The 19,153-nt window shown below is 47.9% G+C and carries 17 protein-coding genes and 7 tRNA genes; all 24 read right to left on the minus strand.

The annotated features are described in order from the left end of the window. Positions 1-75 precede the first annotated feature (75 nt). Positions 76-2,328 carry a helix-turn-helix domain-containing protein gene (locus HW560_RS04575; protein WP_179262200.1) on the minus strand — a complete coding sequence of 751 codons (2,253 nt, stop codon included), beginning with the start codon at positions 2,326-2,328 and terminating at the stop codon, positions 76-78. 295 nt (positions 2,329-2,623) lie between these two features. Then, on the minus strand, positions 2,624-3,571 hold the full coding sequence (locus HW560_RS04580; protein WP_090904967.1) for a ribose-phosphate diphosphokinase: 948 nt from the start codon (positions 3,569-3,571) through the stop codon (positions 2,624-2,626). A 136-nt stretch (positions 3,572-3,707) separates the two neighbouring features. Further along, entirely contained in the window at positions 3,708-4,532 is an 825-nt protein-coding gene (hisJ, locus tag HW560_RS04585; protein ID WP_090904965.1) for a histidinol-phosphatase HisJ, read from the minus strand. An 11-nt stretch (positions 4,533-4,543) separates the two neighbouring features. Continuing rightward, positions 4,544-5,272, minus strand: coding sequence for a bifunctional phosphoribosyl-AMP cyclohydrolase/phosphoribosyl-ATP diphosphatase HisIE (gene hisIE / locus HW560_RS04590; RefSeq protein WP_179262202.1), 729 nt, complete (start codon positions 5,270-5,272; stop codon positions 4,544-4,546). Continuing rightward, positions 5,265-6,026: an imidazole glycerol phosphate synthase subunit HisF gene (gene hisF, locus HW560_RS04595; protein ID WP_079344982.1), complete on the minus strand. Its 762-nt coding sequence runs from the start codon at positions 6,024-6,026 to the stop codon at positions 5,265-5,267. The genes hisIE and hisF overlap by 8 nt, the downstream gene beginning before the upstream one ends. A gap of 231 nt (positions 6,027-6,257) precedes the next feature. Next, positions 6,258-6,992, minus strand: coding sequence for a 1-(5-phosphoribosyl)-5-[(5-phosphoribosylamino)methylideneamino]imidazole-4-carboxamide isomerase (gene hisA / locus HW560_RS04600; protein ID WP_179262204.1), 735 nt, complete (start codon positions 6,990-6,992; stop codon positions 6,258-6,260). Between the two features lie 346 nt (positions 6,993-7,338). Then, positions 7,339-7,959, minus strand: coding sequence for an imidazole glycerol phosphate synthase subunit HisH (gene hisH / locus HW560_RS04605; protein ID WP_179262206.1), 621 nt, complete (start codon positions 7,957-7,959; stop codon positions 7,339-7,341). Positions 7,960-7,962: 3 nt separating this feature from the next. After that, entirely contained in the window at positions 7,963-8,592 is a 630-nt protein-coding gene (gene hisB / locus HW560_RS04610; RefSeq protein WP_179262208.1) for an imidazoleglycerol-phosphate dehydratase HisB, read from the minus strand. Then, on the minus strand, positions 8,585-9,889 hold the full coding sequence (hisD, locus tag HW560_RS04615; protein ID WP_179262210.1) for a histidinol dehydrogenase: 1,305 nt from the start codon (positions 9,887-9,889) through the stop codon (positions 8,585-8,587). The genes hisB and hisD overlap by 8 nt, the downstream gene beginning before the upstream one ends. 142 nt (positions 9,890-10,031) lie before the next feature. Then, entirely contained in the window at positions 10,032-10,691 is a 660-nt protein-coding gene (gene hisG / locus HW560_RS04620; protein WP_090904951.1) for an ATP phosphoribosyltransferase, read from the minus strand. Position 10,692: 1 nt separating this feature from the next. After that, positions 10,693-11,907 (minus strand): ATP phosphoribosyltransferase regulatory subunit, encoded by a 1,215-nt coding sequence (locus tag HW560_RS04625; protein ID WP_090904949.1) that lies wholly within the window; start codon positions 11,905-11,907, stop codon positions 10,693-10,695. A 482-nt stretch (positions 11,908-12,389) separates the two neighbouring features. Then, complete coding sequence (locus HW560_RS04630; protein ID WP_076292007.1) at positions 12,390-12,911, minus strand: acyltransferase; 522 nt, start codon at positions 12,909-12,911, stop codon at positions 12,390-12,392. Further along, positions 12,908-13,558 (minus strand): pyrophosphatase PpaX, encoded by a 651-nt coding sequence (gene ppaX, locus HW560_RS04635; RefSeq protein WP_090904945.1) that lies wholly within the window; start codon positions 13,556-13,558, stop codon positions 12,908-12,910. Before ppaX ends, HW560_RS04630 begins: the two co-directional genes overlap by 4 nt. 6 nt (positions 13,559-13,564) lie before the next feature. Beyond that, positions 13,565-14,602, minus strand: coding sequence for a prolipoprotein diacylglyceryl transferase (lgt, locus tag HW560_RS04640; RefSeq protein WP_090904943.1), 1,038 nt, complete (start codon positions 14,600-14,602; stop codon positions 13,565-13,567). Positions 14,603-14,728: 126 nt separating this feature from the next. Further along, positions 14,729-15,667 carry an HPr(Ser) kinase/phosphatase gene (hprK, locus tag HW560_RS04645; protein ID WP_063566521.1) on the minus strand — a complete coding sequence of 313 codons (939 nt, stop codon included), beginning with the start codon at positions 15,665-15,667 and terminating at the stop codon, positions 14,729-14,731. 263 nt (positions 15,668-15,930) lie between these two features. Further along, the gene (locus HW560_RS04650; protein ID WP_076292011.1) at positions 15,931-17,055 is read right to left on the minus strand and encodes an ABC transporter ATP-binding protein; all 1,125 of its coding nucleotides are present in this window, start codon (positions 17,053-17,055) and stop codon (positions 15,931-15,933) included. A gap of 103 nt (positions 17,056-17,158) precedes the next feature. Then, complete coding sequence (locus HW560_RS04655) at positions 17,159-18,355, minus strand: PucR family transcriptional regulator (RefSeq protein WP_257031707.1); 1,197 nt, start codon at positions 18,353-18,355, stop codon at positions 17,159-17,161. Between the two features lie 163 nt (positions 18,356-18,518). Further along, positions 18,519-18,591 (minus strand) — tRNA-Lys (locus HW560_RS04660). 7 nt (positions 18,592-18,598) lie between these two features. Beyond that, positions 18,599-18,684 (minus strand) — tRNA-Tyr (locus tag HW560_RS04665). Between the two features lie 9 nt (positions 18,685-18,693). Continuing rightward, positions 18,694-18,769: transfer RNA gene (locus HW560_RS04670), tRNA-Phe, on the minus strand. Between the two features lie 21 nt (positions 18,770-18,790). Further along, a tRNA-Asp gene (locus HW560_RS04675) sits at positions 18,791-18,868 on the minus strand. Positions 18,869-18,877: 9 nt separating this feature from the next. After that, positions 18,878-18,953, minus strand: a tRNA-Thr gene (locus HW560_RS04680). A 5-nt stretch (positions 18,954-18,958) separates the two neighbouring features. Further along, positions 18,959-19,034 (minus strand) — tRNA-Val (locus tag HW560_RS04685). A 9-nt stretch (positions 19,035-19,043) separates the two neighbouring features. Further along, positions 19,044-19,120: transfer RNA gene (locus tag HW560_RS04690), tRNA-Met, on the minus strand. Positions 19,121-19,153 lie beyond the last annotated feature (33 nt).

Consider the following 19,153-nt stretch of genomic DNA (forward strand, 5'->3'; position numbering starts at 1 on the left):
GTCTTCTCCTAAGAGAAGTCCGTATGAATTCCACCCCATTGCTTGCCATATTGTAATCGCATATTAAGTCTGTGCTTACGACTCGGGATCGTGATGTTCACGTTTCATACGGCGATAGTCTCCTGGTGTAATACCCTCAACCCGTTTGAATACACGTCCCAAGGTAATTCCATTGGCATACCCCACCTTCAAGGCAATGTCCTGTATGGAAAGATCCGTACTCCGCAGAAGACGCTCCGTTTCCTTCATCCGCAATTCGGTAAGGAAGTCTACAAACTTCATATTGAACTCTGTCTTGAACAAATAACTCGCATGTTTGCCGGTAATCTGGAATCGATCGCTCAGATGCTTCAGTGAAAGATCAGGATTCGCAAACTGTTCTTCGATATAGTTTTTCATTTCATTGACCATCGCTTTGTAGCTCTTGGTTTCAGTTACCGACACATAAGTTCTGAACAGGTCCGTCAGGTCATCAAAAAGAATGTCTTTGACACCCTCAAGTGTCTCCGCTTCTTTCATCAGCATCAACCACTTGTTTATGTTTTCCTCCGATAATTTCTCTTGCAGCTGTTCAGACATGACCGCTACTTCCCGGCTGAGCATCTGTAGCATCGCCTGAATCAAGGAGTGAATCTCATCATCTGGCAGCTTATCGCGTTCAAAAGCAGCGAAGATCTCCTCCAGCTGATCACGCCATTGACTGCTCGACATCCGAAACCTTTTAACAAAATCAGCGATCATTTGCAAATACGTATAGGTATCAAGCAGCTGCTGCTGGGTATCTCCATACCCGGCCAGAGCCACATCACCGTCCCTCAGCAATCTGCGGTGCATCACAGTCTCAGCCGCCGCGTATGATTCACGAATGGCCTTGATGCCCTCTGCAATCGGTCCGATTCCGAAACTCAATGATATACGCAGATTCTGCTCAACCCAGGATCGGCATTCCTCCGCAACTAAGCGAATCTGCTCAGTCATATCCGGGCTGCCGTCTGTGGACAGGAAAAGGATTGCAATCTGATCCGAGCTGACCCATTCCGTCCAGCATTGCATGCCCGCATTGCGTGAGAGCTCCTGCAGCACATTCATTAACGCAAATTTGAGCGTATTCTGCTCACCTCTCGTAAAGCGTTCCTGGAATCCCTTCTCGTATCGGTTGATTTCACCAACCACAACGGCGAAGCATGACGAAGTATCCACACCAGTTAACGGGGAAAGGTCCTTTAATCGCTCTACTGCATGATCCAAATTCTCTCCATTGAGTAGATCGTTAAAAAGTTTGCTGCGCTGCAGAAGCACGTTTTCCCTGCTTTTTTTGTCCGAATCCATCATGTGGTTGATCAGGTTCTCCAACACGCCATCAATCAATTTCATCTCATCGGTCCGAGATCCGGATTGTTCCAGCACCCGAATCTGATGGGCCTCAATCCGATTCATGATAATCTGAATGGGTTTATAGTTGCGGCGAGTGATGTAGATAATATAGACGATTGCACAAATGACGGTAACAACCGCAATAATCACCCATACATAGGAAACCACCGAGACCCAACCATATAAGTTCCCCTTCTTGATCCCACTGGAGATCGTCCAACCCAATCTTTCCAGCGAAAGGGTGTTCAGCTCTTGTCCTTCTAAAGCACCTTCACGATCTGAATGCGCATCGTAAACAACCTGACCGTCACGGTCAAGAATACTCATGAAAGAAAGCTGTCCATTAACCATACTATCAATGCTCTGCTCGATGCTGCTCATCTTGATATTAATGACAAGCACCCCATCGGAGCCGAATGGCAAGGGCATGTCCTTATTCACCGTCAACACCCGAATAGGCGTACGCTGATTAACTCCTGCATCGTATTCCCTTACAGGCTGCCAGCCTGAACTAAGGGAACCGGACTTAATCCGGTCGATCCACGCCTTGTCTGAAAAGCTGTCTACATCCTTGGAGCCGCTCGAGGTTAAAACGCTTTCATTTTTCTTGTCATACAAATAAATCGATTGGATCCAAGGGTTGGAACTCGTCAGCTCACGCAAGCTTTGTGCAATGCTATACACGGTCTCTTTGCCTACCTGGTTCTGGCTATTAAAATAATACTTATAGGCCTGCTCACTCTGCACCGCTTCCATCACCGACAGCTCAATATCCCGGATCGTCCGGTCCAGACTGTCCACCAAATAGCTGGAGGAGATACGGTCTGCTTTCCTTGTTTCTTCCCTGGAGATGTCATTAATGAAAACAAAAGCGATAAAAATGAGTACGGTCATGGTAAGAAAGAAAATAGGAAAATAAGAAAACAGTAAACGATAATACCAAGTCCGGGACAATAGACCCCACTCCTCACTCCACGACACCGCTGTATAGTAGCCGTGGTTCTACTGTTCTTCACATCAGTTACATCTCTGGGATTGGAATCCCCATACACGCAGCTACTAAATCAATTTTAAGTTATTATAGCACAAGCCTCCAGGTAGCAAGACAGGAATCGATTTTCTCCTTCTCCTTAACTCCTCGCATTTCTACCCTAATCCATTATCATAAAAAAACAAAAACCGTGCTGAGCAGCAAACTACTCAAACACGGTACCGTAAACCTGGATTCGCGCAAGTCTGTACAGTATGATTAAATCCCTGAATCTTTGAACAACGTCGCCATAGACCCGCCATCCACAATAATGCGTATAGCACGAGCAAGCATTGGAGCTACAGGCAACACTTTGAAGCATTCGGGATGATCATCCGGCAGTGCGATGGAGTCTGTAACCACCACCTCGGCTATAGACGGGTGGTTGAGCTTACTTAGCGCTCCGTCCGAGAATAGACCATGTGTTGCGCATACATATACGTTTTTGGAGCCTCGCTCCTTCAATCCTTCAACAACATTGAGAATTGTCGTTCCGGTATCGATCAGATCCTCAATAATAATCGGGGTCCGCCCCTCAACATCCCCAATGACGTGTGTGATGATGGATTCGTTGTGGCTTGGACGCTTCTTGATCATAATGGCAAAAGGAGAATCCAGACGATTCGCCAGTTTCTCCGCCATGGATGCTCGTCCCGCATCAGGGGAGACAACCACCGGATTTTCAATCCCTTTACTCAGCAAATAATCACTAATAAGGTCCAATGATGTCATGTGGTCGACTGGAATATTGAAGAATCCCTGAATTGCGGCTGCATGCAGATCAATGGTTACTACCCGGTTCGCTCCGGCCGTAGTTAACACATCCGCAACCATCTTGGCCGAAATCGGCTCACGCGGAGCAGACTTGCGTTCCTGACGGGCATATCCGTAGTAAGGAACAATAATATTTACCGTACGGGCAGAAGCCCTTTTGGCTGCATCAATCATGACGAGCAGTTCAACGAACAACTCATTGATTGGATGAGATAATGATTGAACCAGAAACACATCACAGTTGCGGATCGTCTCTTCGTAGTGAACGTATATTTCTCCGCTCTTGAACCGGGACAGTTTGATCTTGCCTAGTTGTACACCCAGCTTGTCGCATACCTGTTCTGCCAGCTTAGGGTTCGATGAACCGGAAAAAATACGTAACGAATGCTGCATAATGCCCTCCCGAGGGTTGAAGTCCCAATATAATCCTTTATCAGTCTAAAAGTGAATGTTCAAAAAAAACGATTTTCAGTACCTTTTGAACTACCTCTAAAAAGGTTATTTCCTACCCTCATTATACTCCACTGCCTTATACATTTAAAGAAAGGAACGAGCGCTGTCGGCCTTCAAAAACGGCTACCTCCGTACAGCCCAGCTCACGCAGGAGCGCCTCGGCCTCAGGCAGATAATCGCCCAGCTTCAGCGGATCATGTGCATCGGAGCCAAGGGTCAGCGGAATCCCCAATTGAATGGCCTCCATTAACATCCGGCGACCAGGGAACATCTCTGCACATGGCTTCGATAATCCTGATGCATTGAGCTCCATGGCACAGCCACTTTTCGCGATAGCTTGCAGCGCTGCATTCTCCAGAGCTATACGCTCTTCAGTCTGCTCTGGTGCCGGAGTGAAGCCAAAGCGCTTGATTACATCCGTGTGACCCATAATATCGTACATTCCCGTCGCTGCTGCTTTGCTCACAGCATCATAGTACTGACGATAAACTTCCAATACGTCTTTCCCTTCCCAATGATGGGTCTGGCGAAAATCCGTAATGTCCCATTCCCCGAGGAAATGAACTGATCCAATCACATAGTCCCATGGGTACCGCTCAATAATGGCCCGGATTTCCGTCTCCCAGCCTTCAATATAGTCGCCTTCAAGGCCGACACGTACATCGATCTGACCACGGTAGCGCTCCTTCAGAGAGAAACACTCTTCCACGTAACGCGGCAGCTCGTCCATCGGCATGGCCATCTCAGGATAATATTGAGCGGGGTCTACATGCAGCAAGGGCATGTGATCCGACAGCCCGATCTGCGACAGGCCAATCTCTACCCCACGCTGCACATAAGCCTCCAGCTTGCCAACCGCATGACCACACCGCTCATGGTGTGTATGATAGTCTATAAGCACAGGCTCGCCTCCTAATCGCGGCGAGGCCGCTCGTGGCGACGGCTCAACTCTGACATGATGTCATCCAGCGGCAGCTTGCGCTCTTGCAACAGAACGAGCAAGTGGTACATCAGGTCACTGACCTCAAGACGAAGCTCGTCATTGTCTTTATTTTTGGCGGCGATAATCGTCTCGGACGCTTCTTCACCGATTTTTTTCAGAATTTTATCAACGCCTTTATCGAACAGGTACGTCGTATATGCGCCTTCCGGACGCTCGCGTTCACGCTCTGCAATGACTGATTCCAGTTCAGCCAGTACTTCAAAACGACTTTCGGAGCTAGCACTTGAAGTCGCTGCACTAGAATCACTTGAGGTCTGGTCAGCCGATTGTTCTGGCAAGCCCACGATTTCATTATGGAAACACGTCACCGCTCCGGTGTGGCAAGCAGGACCATTCGGTTTTACCTCAACCAATAAGGTATCGCCGTCACAATCGTACTTCACGGAAGTGATTGTCTGTACATTACCTGAAGTTGCACCCTTGTGCCACAGCTCTTGACGCGAGCGCGACCAAAACCACGTTTCACCGGATTCCAGTGACAATTTCAGCGATTCCCGATTCATATAAGCCATCATCAGAACTTGACGCGTCTTTGCATCCTGCACAATGGCAGGTACCAAACCATCGCTCCAGCGAATGTGTTCTACAACCTGCTCCAAGGATAACTGCTCCTTGATCTCATTGCTTACGTTAGTCACGGATCTCCACCCCTTGCTCTCTCAAATGTTGTTTTAACGCCGGAACGGCGATTTCTTTGTAATGGAATATCGTTGCTGCTAGACCTGCGTCCGCTTTGCCTGTCGTGAACACATCATAGAAATGGGATTCCTTGCCCGCACCGCCTGAGGCAATGACCGGAATACGTACCGATTCGGATACCGCTGCGGTCAGCTTCAGATCGAATCCGTCCTTCGTTCCGTCCGCATCCATGCTTGTCAGCAGAATTTCACCAGCGCCTAAGGTCTCCGCCTGTTTAACCCACTCCAGCGCCTTAATCCCTGAAGGTTTACGTCCACCATGCGTATACACTTCCCATTCGCCCCATGCCTCATTATACTTGGCGTCAATTGCAACAACGATACACTGGGAGCCAAAGCGGCGTGCCCCGTCTGCAATCAGCTGAGGATTAAGCACAGCCGCTGTATTTACCGCAATCTTGTCCGCTCCTGCACGCAGAATGCGCTTCATGTCTTCCACCTTGGAGATCCCTCCACCTACGGTAAAAGGAATGGCGATCTCGCCTGCGGTTTGCCGCACCACTTCTTCCATCGTTTCGCGGCCTTCCACAGAAGCGGAGATATCGAGAAACACCAGTTCGTCCGCACCCTCGCGGTCATACAGCGCCGCCAGCTCCACCGGATCACCCGCATCGCGGAGATTGACGAAGTTAACGCCTTTGACAACCCGGCCGTCCTTTACGTCCAGACAAGGAATGATTCTTTTTGCCAGCATGCTCCTCTTCCTCTCTATCCGATTATCGCATACCTGTATAAGTTCAACTATAGAACATTCACACTAGTCACTCCGATGACAGAACAGCCTTACGATCGCTGTTATCCCCAGATTTCTCGATCCGCTTAAAGGGAAAATTCGGGGATAAAGGTGAACGTTTCATTTCCTCAGGTTATTTCTATCCTCTCTGTTATCGTGCAAATGTTTATTTGAGCTTATATAGTACCGCTATTATTTATTAACCGCGTTCACCGCTTCGGACAGATCAATACTGCCAGTATACAGTGCTTTTCCTACGATTGCTCCTCCAACACCATCTTCCGCATGCTTGCTTAAACGAAGCAGGTCATCCATAACACTTACGCCCCCGGAAGCAATCACTGTACGGCCACTTGCCTTCGCAAGAGACACGATCGCTTCCACGTTAGGACCCTGCATCATGCCATCACGGGAGATGTCTGTGAAGATGAAGGTTTGGGCACCGAATGCCGCCAGTTCCTTCGCCAGTACCTCGGCCTGAACTTCCGATGTCTCCAGCCATCCACGTGTCGCCACATAGCCATTACGTGCATCGATACCAATAGCTACTTTGTCTCCATACCGTCCCAGTACTTCTTCTGTAAAAGCGCGATCTTCAATCGCAGCTGTCCCGATAATCAGACGACTTACACCGAGACCCAGCAAACGCTCTACATCAGCCACTGTACGAAGACCTCCCCCCACCTGAACAGGCACGTTCACGGCCGAAGCAATACGTCCGATCAGCTCATCATTCACGGGATGACCTGCTTTTGCACCATCCAGATCCACTAGATGAACGTATGTACCACCTTGCTTCTCCCAGGAAAGAGCAACTTGAACCGGGTCATCGTTATATACCGTCTCCTGATTGTAATCTCCCTGCACCAGTCTTACACATTTGCCGTCCCGGATATCAATTGCCGGATATATGATAAAAGATGACATACAAGGCCTCCTGAATATATTCATATTTGTCTCTATATAAATTGAAACTAAAGAATATTTACACTTGCCACTCCGATGACAGAACAACCTTCCGAGCGCTGTTATCCCCAGATTTATTTTGAATCCCTTATTTAAAGGGGAAAAATCCGGGGATAAAGGCGTAGCGTATGATTCCGATGCAGCTTTCTTTCAGAAAACTTTTAGCTCCGCTTCTTCAGGTTTTTTCTGTCCTCTCCGCTATCGTGTAAATGTTTAGTTCAATTTATATAGATTAGATTTTATATAAGTTTAGTTACGTATATTTTATAAGGATGAAATTAAAAAATCATATGATCCCGAATTATGGTTACGCCTTCGATTCCGTCAATGCCAGGAAGTTTCCAAGCAGCTTCATACCCAGCTCACCGCTCTTCTCCGGGTGGAACTGCATGCCGAAATTGGAGCCTCTGCCAACAATCGCTGTAACCGGATGTCCGTAATCCGTTACTGCCAATAGATCGCTCTCTACGTCCGTACGTGCATGATATGAATGGACAAAATAGACATGACTTGCCTCAAGCCCCGCGAATAGCGGATTTTCCGGGTGCAGGAACTGCAAACGATTCCAGCCCATATGTGGAACCTTTAATTCTCCCGGTGCGAATCGCACCACTTTACCCGGCAAAATATTCAATCCTTCATGCTCGCCATGCTCCTCACTTGAGCTGAACAACAGCTGCATGCCCAGACAGATCCCGAGCAGCGGTGTTGGTCCAGCTGCTGCTTCCTTCACCACAGCGTCCAATCCACTCTCTCGCAAGTGCACCATGGCATCGCCAAATGCACCTACACCTGGCAAAATCACACCATCTGCACCAAGAATCGCATCCCGGTCACCTGTGACCAGCGCTTCGTAGCCAAGACGTTCGACCGCTTTGCCGACGCTGTGCAGGTTCCCCATACCGTAATCGACAATTGCAATCGCCATCGTCTACAGCACTCCCTTCGTGGAAGGCACACCTGTTACACGTGGATCAATCGTTGTTGCCTCATCCAATGCACGTCCCAGTGCTTTGAAGATCGCCTCGATCATGTGATGTGTATTTTGTCCGTAGTGCACGATAACGTGCAATGTAATGCGCGCTTCCAGCGCCAGTTTCCACAGGAACTCATGTACCAGCTCTGTTGAGAAGCTGCCCACTTGCTGAGAAGGGTATTGTGCACGGTACTCAAAGTGAGGGCGGTTGCTGACATCGATGACTACCTGAGCGAGAGCCTCATCCATCGGCACAAATACACTAGCATAACGTTTGATGCCCCGCTTGTCACCCAATGCTTCACGAAGAGTCTGTCCCAAACAGATCCCGATATCCTCCACCGTGTGGTGGTCATCAATATCAACATCGCCGCGCGCCTGTACGTTCAGATCGAATTGGCCATGCTTTGTGAACAGATCGAGCATATGATTCAGGAAAGGTACGTCCGTTTCAATCTCGGATTCCCCGGTTCCATCTACAGCAAAAGAAAGCTGAATGTTCGTTTCATTTGTTTTGCGGTCTACCTCTGCCTGACGTACAGCACCCTTATTCTGAAGGTCCAAACCATTATCCTGCTTATCCATTATCCGATTCCGCCTTTCCTTCCTGTTCTAACCGTACAGCGATCGCACGGGCGTGTCCTTCGAACCCTTCATTCCGGGCAAGCTCTATAATAGCCGCTCCATTTTGGAACAGCGCTTCCTTGCTGTAATAGATCAAACTCGATTTTTTGATAAAATCATCCACGTCCACAGGTGAACTGAAACGGGCCGTTCCATTTGTCGGAATGATGTGATTCGGTCCGGCAAAATAATCCCCTACCGGCTCCGAGCTATACGGGCCGAGGAAGATTGCTCCAGCATTCTCGATCCGGCCAGCGTAAGCCATCGGCTCCTGCACCATGATCTCCAGATGCTCCGGTGCGAGCCGGTTCACCACATCGATTCCCTCATCGATGGAATCGACCACAATAATCGCGCCATGCTGCTCCACGGAAGCAGCAGCGATATCGCGCCGCGGCAGCACTTCCAGCTGCTGCTGCACTTCGGCCTGCACGGCTTCCGCCAGCACGGCCGAGGTCGTGACGAGAATGGCCGATGCCATCTCGTCATGCTCCGCCTGCGACAACAGGTCTGCGGCGACATACACCGGATTCGCCGTATCATCGGCGAGCACCACAATCTCACTCGGCCCGGCGATACTATCGATATCGACTGCGCCGTACACCTCGCGCTTCGCGAGCGCCACGTAAATATTGCCCGGTCCACAGATCTTGTCGACCGGGGCAATACTCTCCGTGCCGTAAGCGAGGGCGGCGATCGCCTGAGCGCCGCCAACCCGGTACATCTCGCTCACGCCTGCTTCCGCAGCAGCCACGAGAATGTACGGGTTAATGCCTTCGCCGCCGTTTGTTGACGGCGGCGTCACCATAACAATCTCCGGCACGCCAGCCACCTGTGCCGGTATCACATTCATCAGCACCGACGAAGGGTACGCTGCTTTGCCGCCAGGTACATACACGCCGACCCGCTTCAGCGGCCGGATCACCTGGCCCAGCAGACTGCCGTCCGGCTGCCAATCCATCCATGAGTTGCGTTTCTGCTTCTCATGAAACGCACGAATGTTCGCGGCGGCCTGACGGATCGCCGTCACGAAGGAAGGCTCCACGGCTGCATAAGCCGCCTGCAGCTCTTCCTGCGGCACGCGCAGATCAGCAGCCGTCAGCTTCGTGCGATCAAGCTGCTCTGTGTAACGCAGCAGTGCCGCATCTCCTTCCCGGCGAATGTCGCTGACAATGCGCCGTACCGCTTCATTTTGCTCCGTTGTACCGTATTCGACTTCCCGCTTCAGATCAAACTCCCGTGCAGGTACAATTTTCATGCGTACATCCTCCCTGTCCGTCCTAGTAATGCCTGTGAAATTTTAATTTCTTTAATACCACTAATGCCCATATGTCCTATATGATCAATTGCAGATGAATGAACTCATTCCACCGTGCAAGATACATTCTTATACGCCGCATTTACCCCCGATAAATTCCTGCCGACACCTCATTCGAGGCTGGAATAACCTGCTGGAGAGCATCGCATAATGCCTGAATCCGTGCGTTCTTCATCCGATAGCTGACCCGATTGGCAATAAGGCGGCTTGTAATATCCAGAATACCCGTCATCTCCACGAGTCCGTTCTCACGCAGCGTCTGACCCGTCTCTACCAGATCGACAATCCGGTCAGCCAGACCGATCAGTGGCGCCAGTTCGATGGAACCGTTCAGTTTGATCACTTCCACCTGCTGTCCTTGCTCGCGGAAATACTGGGAGGCAATCCTCGGGTACTTTGTTGCAACCCGCTGCTGAATGCCAGGCGTCCAGTCCGGTAGTCCAATAACAGACATGCGACACTGTGCGATTCCCAGGTTCAACAATTCGTATACGTCCCGATTTTCCTCAAGCAGAACGTCTTTACCCACTATACCAATATCCGCTACTCCATACTCCACATACGTTGGCACGTCTACAGGCTTCGCCATGATGAACTCCATTCCCGCTTCCGGCACTTCGATAACCAATTTGCGCGTATCGTCCACGTCTACCGGAATATCAAGCCCTGCTTCGCGGAACAGTTTGGAGGCTTTCTTATAGATTCGGCCCTTCGGCATAGCTACCTTCAAAATATCCGACATCTCAGCGTCCTCCTCCTTCTTCAGATGCGAACGTGATAACCTGTTCATTCTGAATCGTCTTCCCACCAGTTATGGCACCAACTTTTGTTACACTTACCTCTGCCTCATCTTCCGAAAGCAGAGACGTGACTACATTTTGACCGATGCTGCGTAGTCTCGCCGCCTCCGTTAGAGCCTCTGCCCGGCGTTCCGAAGTATATTGAATAAGGACAGGCTTCTTCTCTTCCATCGTAATTCCATGAACACCATCGATAATCCGGTTTGTTTTGAGTGCAAACCCTGTAGCCGGTAATGAACGGCCAAACTGCTGTAACAGATTATCATATCGTCCACCGCTGCATACCGGGGATCCTAGCTCTGCCGCATACCCTTCAAACGTCATGCCTGTATAATAGGAGAAATCACCAATCATCGTCAGATCAATCAATACATGCTCAGAGACACCATACGCTTCCAACACCTCGAATACTGCACAGAGATGCGCAATGGACTGTGCTGCTTCAGTACTTGAACTCAGCTCTGCTGCGTGTGTACATACTTCTTTACCGCCACGCAGACGCAAAATGGCTTCAAGCTGCTCCTTCAGTTTCGGTTCTAGATTCAATGCTTCAATGGATTGGCGATAGCCGACATAATCACGTCCCAGCAATCCTTCTTTCAACTGTTCCTGTTGTACCGTTTGACCCGGAATGACTTCTTCCAGTAATCCGTTCAGAAATCCCATATGACCCATCGCAATTTTAAAGGAAGATACACCCGCTGCCTGCAAAGAAGCGATCGCAAGTGCTACAACTTCTGCATCTGCTTCCGGCGAATCATCACCGACAAGCTCTACACCCGTTTGGAAAAATTCTGCCTCACGCCCCGCTTCCTCTTCAATGGAACGAAACACATTTGCATGATAGGACAGACGCAGAGGAAGCTGCTCATCCTTCAATAGAGAAGAGACCACCCGTGCAATCGGAGCTGTCAGATCTGATCTTAGTACCAGCGTAGTCCCGCGACTGTTCAATAATTTAAACAGCTTGCGATCCGATGTGGAACTCGCTACACCTACGGTATCGTAGTATTCAATCGTTGGCGTAATGATTTGACGGTAACCCCAGCGTTCCATGCATTCCAGTACATTCCGCTCAATGGTTCGCAGCTTGGTCACCACATGTGGTGTATAGTCACGAAAACCTGTCGGTTTTTCAAAGCCTTTTGGTTTGGACATTGGTATTATTCACCCCGAGTCAGTAATTTAAGATTGGTAGACGTTCTATTTCAACAGGATTTATGTAGTGTAAATCCCCGTTCTATCTTGTAACCTGAATTCTTATCGTTGCTGCCAGGCAGCTTTCAGAAAATGTTTAGTACATGTTCATTGATGCTTAACTATACTTAACTTCTGTCCTATTTCTTTAACATGGTAAAGTGCTAACAAACTAAAGGATATGGGATATGATAACATGAATGACCATCCATCGTCAACAATACAGCCCCTTTGAGGTGCTTGTACTACATCCTCCAATTTGATGCCATTTCTAAACATGAATCTAATTATCTGTATACGAAAAAAGCTGCCATCAGCAGCTTTCTTACTCCAGTCGTTCGACTTATTGCTCTTCCCTGACTGAACCATTCAGGTTAATTTTCGTCCGTGTATTCTTTGTGATAATCTTTTCTAATATATCCGCAGGCCGTCTCCCAAAATCATTACTCATCAGCCTTTATGACAATCTCCTCTGCTGAAGCATTGGAGCGAGACAGATCACGAAGTGGATTCCCGCCTACAAAAGCTCCCGGAGCTACATCCTTATGAACGACTGCACCTGCAGCTACAACCGCACCGTCTCCGATGGTCACACCCGGCAGGATGGTTGAATTTGCACCGATCAGTACATTTTCCCCGATAATTACCTCACCGAGTCTGTACTCTTTAATAAGATACTCGTGAGCCAGGATCGTGGTGTTGTAACCAATGACGGAATTTTCGCCTACCGTAATTTTCTCCGGAAAGAAAACATCAACCATCACCATCAATCCAAACGCCGTATGTTTACCCACCTTCATGCCAAGCATGCGACGATAGATCCAGTTCTTGACCGATAGAATCGGACAGTACCGTGACAACTGAATCCAGATAAAATTGCGCACGCCTTTCCACGGACTCACAGTCTTATAGATATGCCAAAGTGCGTTATGGCCTTCTACGGGATAGCGGGTTACTTTTCTCATGAACGTTCCGTTTCAATCAGCTTAAGCAAGTCCTTCATGTCGTGCAAAATGTAATCCGGGTTATATCCGCTTAATACGGTCTCTCCCTTAAGGGACCAGGCTACGCCTGCCGCAAGCGCACCCGCATTCTGTGCCGATTGAATATCGACTGGGCTGTCACCCACCATCAATGTTTTGGACGGATCTGCACCCAACTCTTCGATCGCCTTCAGGACCGGTTCAGCATGCGGTTTGGGATTGGTTACATCGGTAACTGTCACAATCGATTTCATATACTTCAACAGGTCGAAACGCTCCAGCACCTTAAGAGTAGATGGACGAATCTTTGTCGTGACAACACCCATCACGATTCCTGCCTCATGAAGAGCTTCAATGACCTCAATTACGTGAGGAAACGGCTGAACCATCGCCTCATGATGAACGTCGTTGTATGCCCGATATCCTTTGACATACTCCGCAACGTCCTCTTTCCCAGAGAACGTACGCATCTGATTCTCCAGTGTTCCCCCCATATGAGGAATGATCTGTTCGCGTGTCCAAGGGGTGGATAACTGCAAATCCTCCATTACATGAAGGAAAGAGTTAATAATTAACTCATTCGTATCAATAATCGTTCCATCCAGATCAAACAAAACCGTGTCAATCATGTTGCATTACTCCTTTTTCTCTTCAGCTTGCTTCAGATCCTCTTTGGTCGAGACTGGAGTTACCGTGTCCTCTTTACCTGCAACCGGGCCTGTGTGCACCATATCATCCGATGATTCTGAAGGAACCTTGGAAGATACAATCGGATCACTATAACGTACATTTGCCTTGCCTGTCATTCTTCTCACGACGATGAAGACTACCGCAACAATAATGATCCCAATAGCCAGCAGCTGCGAAATTCTTACGTTACCATAGGCTGGATCAAGATATCCTTGCTCGAAGCCCATAGCTGTCATCGGTGACCATAATCCATTAACCATGGAGGCAACCCATTGAGGAGCCTGGAATCCCAGACTGTCGGTACGCAGCGCTTCGATAAAGAAACGACCGATCGAGTACCAGATAAAATAGGACATAAACAGCTCACCAGCACGCAGAAACTTCTGACGACGAAGCACCAGCAAGATGACCAAACCAACAAGACTCCACATCGATTCATACAAAAATGCAGGATGATGGAATACACCTTCCACATTCATCTGATTAACGATAAAGTCTGGCAAATGAAGCTTGTCTCTCAAAAATGATTCTTCTACAGGACCACCATAGGCCTCTTGGTTTACAAAGTTACCCCAGCGTCCGATCATTTGTCCAACGATCAATCCAGGTGCACAGATGTCGGCCATGCGCCAGAAATTATACCCTTTACGACGGAAGAAAATGACTGCACATATGATTGCACCAATCAGTGCGCCATATATGGCGATACCACCATTCCATATTTTAAAGACATCCCACAAATTATCCTTATAATCGTCCCATCGAAATGCCACGTAGTATATGCGGGCACCGATAATGGCAGAAGGCACACCAAGCAGAACCATGTCCATGAACACTTCCTGCGGAATGTTATACCGTTTGCCTTCCCGGATGACAAGCAGCAAACCTACAAGTGCCGCTGTACCGAGTATAAGCCCGTACCAGTGAACCTTTAACGCTCCGATGGAGAACGCAATCGGGTTCAACAGTAATAATGTATCCATTCATTCACACTCCTATAAATTGACTCATTCACAAGCATGACCAATTGCTGCATGTCTCCACCACTCTATACAGAAGTAGAACACATCATCAATTGGCCTTTAATCATATAATAGGTCCTTCTCTTCTTAGTCCATGTCTTCCATATCTTCAGAGATCGTTGCTGTCAGCTTGTTCGTAAATTGCAGTGCAGCATTCAGACCCATCTGTTTCAAGCGATAGTTCATTCCCGCTACTTCAATGATAACAGCCAAGTTCCGTCCCGGACGAACAGGAATCGTTACAAGTGGTACATCTGTGTCAATGATGCGAGTCGTCTCTTCATCCAGACCAAGACGATCATATTGTTTATCCTGCTGCCAAGCTTCCAGACGAACAACCAGTGTAATTCGTTTGTTATTACGTACCGCTCCCGCACCGAACAATGTCATTACGTTGATGATGCCGACGCCACGGATCTCAAGCAGGTGACGGATCAATTCTGGTGCAGTTCCATGCAGCTGGAAGTCTGATGTCTGACGAATTTCTACCGCATCATCGGCAATCAATCGGTGACCACGTTTCACAAGTTCCAGTGCAGTCTCACTCTTACCAATGCCGCTGCTTCCCGTGATCAACATCCCTACACCATACACATCACAGAGTACACCGTGAATTGTTGCTGTAGGCGCTAGTTTCTTCTCCAGGAATCCAGTAATCCGGCTGGATAGAATCGTTGTAGCCATGTTGCTGCGAAGCACGGCCAGGTTCTGTTCTTCACTGATGTCAATCAGTTCCTGTGGCACTTCAAGTCCTCGGGTTACTACGATACATGGCGTTTCTTCCGTACAAAGGCGCTGCATCCGATCACGGCGCTCATCTTCCGGCAACATTGCAAAAAAGGCCAGCTCTGTTCGACCAAGCAGCTGTACCCGTTCTTGTGGATGATATTCAAAATAACCGGCCATTTCCAGGCCAGGACGGTTCAAATCGTCTACAGTAATGACTCTCTTCAGTCCGTGAGATCCAGAAACAACCTCCAACTGGAACTGTTGTACCAATTCAGATACTTTCACTTTTTTCGCCATTTGTCTCTTCCTTTCAGCATTCGCTGCCCTCTATGTACATCAGCATAAGCGTCATTCCATTGCCTTAATAGCGCATTCATGTTGTTTGTTACAGCATCTAACCTTCAAATAATCTTAAATGAATTCCGGGATGAATGCAATCTTGGCTTCCACCCGTTTAAGAGTAAAAAAGCCCCTTCCAGCAATAACGGAAGGGGCTCAGATTACAATGTATAATTGCATTAACTGATAGATTCCATCGTTACCGATGAATCTCAGTACTATTAGTCTTGAAGAAGAACGTTTGCTTCAGTCTCTTTGTCAAAGATATGAACTTTGTTCATGTCAATTGCCATTTTAACTGTGGAACCATCACGAGTGTTGGAACGTCCGTCTACACGTGCGATTGTAGTGTCGTTACCTACACCGCTCAAGTAGAGGAGCATTTCGTGACCCAGGTTCTCTGTTACGTCTACGTGTGTAGAGAATACAGAGTTCGGGGATGCTTCCAGGAATACTGGCTCTTCGTGAATGTCTTCTGGACGAACACCCAGAATGACTTCTTTGCCAATGTATCCTCTTGATTTCAGCACTTGTGCTTTACCTTGTGGGATTTCAACGTCCACACCAGGAGCTACGAAATGCAGGCTAGCACCTTGCTCAGCCAATTTACCCGAGATAAAGTTCATTGTCGGGGAACCGATGAAACCAGCTACGAACAAGTTAGCAGGGTGGTTGTAAAGCTCTTCCGGAGAAGCTGCTTGTTGGATGATACCATCCTTCATAACAACGATCCGATCACCCATTGTCATTGCTTCAATCTGGTCATGCGTTACGTAGATAACAGTTGTTTCCAAACGTTTCGCAAGTTTAGTGATCTCAGCACGCATTTGACCACGCAGTTTGGCATCCAAGTTGGAGAGAGGCTCATCCATCAAGAACACTTGTGGATCACGGACGATCGCACGTCCCAGAGCGACACGCTGACGTTGACCACCGGACAATGCCTTAGGTTTACGCTCAAGCAAATGCTCGATATCCAGGATTTTAGCTGCTTCACGTACACGTTTGTCGATCTCATCTTTTTTCACTTTACGCAATTTCAGACCAAACGCCATGTTTTGGTATACGCTCATATGCGGATACAAGGCATAGGATTGGAATACCATCGCGATATCGCGGTCTTTAGGAGCAACGTCATTAACGACACGGTCACCGATATAGAGTTTACCTTCAGAAATTTCCTCAAGGCCTGCGATCATACGCAGTGTTGTTGATTTACCACAACCGGACGGACCTACCAGTACCAGAAACTCTTTATCTTTAATGTCCAGGTTAATATCAACTACTGTTGCTTTATCAGAACCCGGGTATTTTTTGAAAATATGCTCTAAACGTACACCAGCCATGATTGTTGCCTCCTCAGAGATCATTTTGTAATCGAATACATTTTGTAGTTTTATATTAACCCATTTACATGATGTTTGACTATTCGCAAACTGCACAAAAATATCAAAGCTTTTTCGTCACTTTGTACATAAGCAATAAAAGTCGCACCAGAACAGCACTTTCGAAGTTTCTGACATCATATCCGATCTCCTGTTTGATCTTATCCAAACGATATACCAAGGTATTTCGATGAATGAAGAGTCGCTTGGCCGTCTCGCTGACATTACAATCGAGATTGAAGAAGGTCTCCAGCGTAGCCAGTGCCTCACTATCATTAAATAACACAGTGCCTCTGCCCGTTTCCTGTATAAAACGAAGACGCTGTTGCACAGGAATGCTATCTACCAAACGTTCGAGTTGCAGATCCCAAGGGAGATGGATGTGTTGTGCGACATGGAAAGCCCTGCCCAAGTGAACACTCTCTTGAAGAAGTGCCGTGACAGGAGATAGCTGCTTTGCAGGGATACACGGTAAGGATGCAGACAAATGAAACACACCCGCCCACTCGCTGGCAACCAATTCATAGAGCCCCTGACAAAAGGCATTCAATAAGTCCTTTCTGGCTTCTGTTGTATCCTCTTCAGCTTCGCCAGTGACAATCTGTTCATCACCTAGAAAAACCCACTCCTGCTCTCCTACAGGAATCAGTATAATTTCTTCTCCGAAGTAACTTTCGAGCAACTTATTCAATTCCTTCGAACGTATGCGATGAGCATCAGGTGTCTCACATTGCAGCAAAAATGGGATTTTCTCTGTGTTCAATTCTCCATCCAGCGAATAATGATCCGGAATGGGTTCCTGCTGGACTTTTTGCTCGATCTGCTTCCGAAGCCATTGTCCCAATTCAGCAAGCTGTTGTTCTCTATCGTTTTCATAAATCACTGGCTGTTCTTCATCTAGCGCTTCCCTATGACTACTAATGAGAAGTTCAATTAAACGCTGTACTTCCAGCGTAACGGCATTAACAGAGCATGCCCAATATAAAACAGTACCTTCTTTCTCGTTCATCCCAACTTTAAAATAGATACGGTCTCCTATACACCAACTGCTTACATCCGTATCCAAACCATCCATCATCTCATCATCCTGCATGAAACCTTCGGCTTCTTTTGTAAGAGTATTATGAGCCACTGGGACCGTTCTACGGTGAGTTGAGCTTGATCCATATTGATTCCATTCTTCTATAGTTATCACGGATTCGTCCAATGTAGTACCTATAATTGCTTCAATTTGTTGTTTTAGATCAGGTATGAGCTTCATATAATGAACGCCACCACTCTGCTTTTTTCTATTATTTTATCATATCTTGCGCAGCATCGCCTTTTTCAGTCGTTATCATAGGTTTCCACATTAATAATTTATTTATCTATAACAAAAAAGAGTGATTGATCAAATTAATGATCAATCACTCTTTCTTAAAAGATGAGTCATGAAGGGCTCGAACCTTCGACACCCTGATTAAAAGTCAGGTGCTCTACCAACTGAGCTAATGACTCGAAAAACTGGTGGAGGATGATGGATTCGAACCACCGAACCCGTACGGGAGCAGATTTACAGTCTGATGCGTTTGGCCACTTCGCTAATCCTCCAGGATTACATGGTGGCTCGGGACGGAATCGAACCGCCGACACGAGGATTTTCAGTCCTCTGCTCTACCGACTGAGCTACCGAGCCTTATTTAATTTTTTAGATTAATGGCGGAACCGACGGGATTCGAACCCGCGATCTCCTGCGTGACAGGCAGGCATGTTAGGCCAACTACACCACGGTTCCAGGCATTAATGGTGCCGGCGAGAGGACTTGAACCCCCAACCTACTGATTACAAGTCAGTTGCTCTACCAGTTGAGCTACACCGGCGTATATGGTGGAGGCTGAGGGGATCGAACCCCCGACCCTCTGCTTGTAAGGCAGATGCTCTCCCAGCTGAGCTAAGCCTCCTGGGTAATATGGTAGCGGCGGAGGGGATCGAACCCCCGACCTCACGGGTATGAACCGTACGCTCTAGCCAGCTGAGCTACACCGCCATATTAATAATATTGATCTTGATTGCTTGTCCA

Source organism: Paenibacillus sp. E222 (assembly GCF_013401555.1).
GTDB lineage: Bacteria > Bacillota > Bacilli > Paenibacillales > Paenibacillaceae > Paenibacillus.